The organism is Methylobacterium sp., assembly GCF_019750675.1.
Taxonomy (GTDB): Bacteria; Pseudomonadota; Alphaproteobacteria; order Rhizobiales; family Beijerinckiaceae; genus Methylobacterium.
Genome location: NZ_JAIEOF010000377.1, coordinates 1 through 3,101, shown reverse-complemented (window position 1 = coordinate 3,101; position 3,101 = coordinate 1). Strand labels below are relative to the sequence as shown.

Annotated in this window: 4 protein-coding genes; 3 read left to right on the top strand and 1 reads right to left on the bottom strand. The window is 71.6% G+C overall.

Annotation, left to right across the window (positions count from 1 at the left end; all coding sequences use genetic code 11):
- The coding region (locus K2X24_RS19465) for an OB-fold nucleic acid binding domain-containing protein (protein ID WP_292500173.1) at nucleotides 1-326 on the bottom strand (326 nt) is incomplete at its 3' end.
- Nucleotides 327-511: 185 nt separating this feature from the next.
- On the opposite strand from K2X24_RS19465, the gene K2X24_RS19460 reads away from it, so the two are divergent.
- From K2X24_RS19460 to K2X24_RS19450, 3 genes are all read left to right on the top strand, one after another.
- Complete coding sequence (locus K2X24_RS19460; RefSeq protein WP_292500171.1) at nucleotides 512-958, top strand: hypothetical protein; 447 nt, start codon at nucleotides 512-514, stop codon at nucleotides 956-958.
- A gap of 95 nt (nucleotides 959-1,053) precedes the next feature.
- Nucleotides 1,054-2,205 (top strand): ribonuclease D, encoded by a 1,152-nt coding sequence (rnd, locus tag K2X24_RS19455; protein ID WP_238280588.1) that lies wholly within the window; start codon nucleotides 1,054-1,056, stop codon nucleotides 2,203-2,205.
- Nucleotides 2,206-2,219: 14 nt separating this feature from the next.
- Nucleotides 2,220-3,092: a LysR family transcriptional regulator gene (locus tag K2X24_RS19450; protein ID WP_292500169.1), complete on the top strand. Its 873-nt coding sequence runs from the start codon at nucleotides 2,220-2,222 to the stop codon at nucleotides 3,090-3,092.
- The last annotated feature ends 9 nt before the right edge of the window (nucleotides 3,093-3,101 follow it).

Below are 3,101 nucleotides of genomic sequence, written 5' to 3'. Positions count from 1 at the left end.
TCGCCCGCGGGGCCGAGCACCTCGAGGTCGTCGATGTAGACCTCCAGCGTACCGGTGGGCAGGTCGGGGTTCTCGGTGCCGGCGGGGCGGGTGCGGACCCGGCCGTCGATGCGGATGACCCATTCCGAGCGCGCCGCGTTGGCGGCCTGGAAGGCCTTCGAATCCGAATCCACCACGCACTGGGTCAGGCCGTAATGGTCGCGCAGGTCGATGAACAGCACGCCGCCATGGTCGCGGATGCGGTGGCACCAGCCGGAGAGGCGGACGCTCTCGCCGACGTCGGACGGCCGGAGCGCCCCGCAGGTATGGGTCCGGTAACGGTGCATGGCGGGCTGCTGCATAACGGGCTGACGGATCACGGGCTTTGGGGATTGAGCGGCGCACCATTCACGCGGGGGAGGTGAAGTCAAGGCGACGGCGATGCGCGGGCGAGGCCTGAAGGCCGCCGAAACCCGGCGGATCCAGGCCCGGAACCCTTCCGGAATCACCCGGCGATTCCCATATCAGGCCTATGAATTCAAACGCTTTTTTCGATATTCTGCGGCAGGCCGGGGCGGCTCACGAGGCCGCTTCCGGGGCCGCGCCCGCGACGGGCGAGCGGCAGGAGGGCCGGTGGCGCGTCCTGCCCCTCGAGGGCACCTTCGAGATCGTCTACGAGGATTCGCGCGGGGCCTGGAGCACCCGGCGGGTCGAGGCGCGCGCGCTGAAGCTCGGGCCGGGCCGGACGCTCCTGGGCGGTATCGACCGGGGGCGGGGCGGCTACCGGGGCTTTCGCGCCGACCGCATCCGCCGGCTCACCGATCCGGCGAGCACCACGCGGATCGAGGCCGGCATTCTCGACTGGCTCCTGGCCCGGGCCGAGGCGCAGCGCCGGGAGCGCGCAGCCCAGATCCGGGCGCTCTCCGCGCGGCGCCGGCCGGTGAAGACGCGCGCCGGGCCGCGCGAGGTCGCCGCCTAGAGGTATTCGCGCTAGAGGTATTCGCGGCCTCGAATTCTGGTGACCGGGTCCGGCGTCCCTCGCCTGAGGCGAGAACCTTCGGTATAGCCGATTCTATGAATCTGATCGCCACCACTGCGGCCCTGGCCGAGGCCTGCACCCGCCTGTCCGCGCATCCCTTCGTGACCGTCGACACGGAGTTCATGCGCGAGACGACCTACTATCCGAAGCTCTGCCTCATCCAGATGGCATCGCCGGACGGCTCGGGCGTGCTCGTCGACCCGCTCTCGCCCGACCTCGACCTCGCGCCGTTCTTCGCGCTGATGGCCGACGAGGGCGTGGTGAAAGTGTTCCATTCCGCCCGCCAGGACCTGGAAATCATCTGGCTCCTCGGCGGCCTGCTGCCCCAGCCCTTCTTCGACACCCAGGTCGCCGCCATGGTCTGCGGCTACGGCGACTCGGTCTCCTACGAGCAGCTCGTCAACGACGTGGCCAAGGCCAAGATCGACAAGTCCTCGCGCTTCACCGACTGGTCGCGCCGGCCGCTCTCGGACGCGCAGCTGAGCTATGCCCTCTCGGACGTCACCCATCTGGTGAAGGTCTACGAGGTGCTGGCGGGTCAGCTCCTCTCCACCGACCGCGGCGAGTGGCTCGACGAGGAGATGAGCGTGCTCACCTCGCCGGAGACCTACAAGGCCGATCCCGCTTCCGCCTGGCGGCGCCTCGCCGGGCGGATGCGCAAGCCCCGCGAGATCGCCGTGCTGATGGAGGTCGCCGCCTGGCGCGAGCGCGAGGCCCAGAGCCGCAACGTGCCGCGCGGGCGCATCCTCAAGGACGAGGCGGTGATCGACGTCGCGACCTCGGCCCCGCGCAACGTCGAGGCGCTCGGCCGCCTGCGCTCGATCCCCGCCGGCTTCGAGCGCTCGCGCACCGGAACCGACATCCTGGCGGCGGTGGAGCGGGGTTTTGCCCGCGACCTCTCGGACATCGCGCTCCCCGAGCGCGCCCGCAGCCGCGGCGGCAACGGGGCCCTCGTCGAACTGCTCAAGGTCCTCTTGAAGGCCGTGTGCGAGACGGAGGGCGTCGCCCCGAAGATCATCGCCACGGTGGACGACCTCGAGGCCATCGCGGAGGACGACGCGGCGGACGTGGCCGTGCTGCACGGCTGGCGCCGGGCGCTGTTCGGCGAGAAGGCGCTCGCCCTCAAGGGCGGCCGCCTCGCCCTCTCGGCCGAGCGCGGCCGGGTGGTGGTGCGCGACCTGGCGTAGGTCCGGAGGCGTCCGTGGAGCTGAAGTGGCTGGAGGATTTCCTCAGCCTCGCCCAGACCCGCAGCTTCTCCCGCTCGGCGGAGGCCCGCCACGTCACCCAATCGGCCTTCAGCCGGCGCATCCGCGCCCTGGAACTCTGGCTCGGGGTGAGCCTCGTCGACCGCAGCACCTACCCGACCACCCTGACCCCGGAGGGGCGCCGCTTCCGCGACACCGCCGAGGAAAGCGTGCGGGTGCTCCTCGGGGCGAGGGCCGACCTGCGCGCCGGCCTCGATTCGGCCGAACCCGGGGTGCGCATCGCCGGCTTGCACACCCTCGCGCTGACGTTCTTCCCCGCTTGGTTCCGGACCCTGACCGCACGCACAGGACCGGTGGCGACGCGGCTCCAGCCGGACGATTTCCACGACTGCCTCCAGGCCCTGGTGGAGGGCGGCTCCGACTTCCTCCTGACCTTCCACCATCCGGGCGTGCCGATCCCCCTCGACCCGGAGCTCTATCCCCACCGGGTGGTCGGTGCCGATGCGCTGGTCGCGGTGCGGAGCCCGGCTCTGGCCGAGGGCGGGCCGCTCCCGCGCCTCGATTACGGACGCGATTCCTTCCTCGGCCGCGTCAGCCATCTCGCCGAGGCCGCGCTCGGCCTGCCGATGGGGCCGGTGGTCCATGCCAACCCCATGGCCGAGGCCCTGAAATGCATGGCGCTCGAAGGGCACGGCCTCGCCTTCGTGCCGCGCAGCCTCGTCGTCCGCGAACTCGCCGAGGGCCGCCTCGTCGTGGCCGGACCCGAAGTGCCCCTGGAGATCCGGCTCTACCGGAACGGCGCCAAGGCTCACGGAGCGAAGGCGCGCGCCGCCGTCGCGGCGATCTGGGCGGCGGCCGAGGCGGGTTAGTCCGAACCC

What these genes read in the sequence shown, in the direction of transcription:
- K2X24_RS19460 (WP_292500171.1), top strand. Translation starts at nt 512, where the DNA reads ATGAATTCAAACGCTTTTTTCGATATTCTGCGGCAGGCCGGGGCGGCT.
- rnd (WP_238280588.1), top strand. Translation starts at nt 1,054, where the DNA reads ATGAATCTGATCGCCACCACTGCGGCCCTGGCCGAGGCCTGCACCCGC.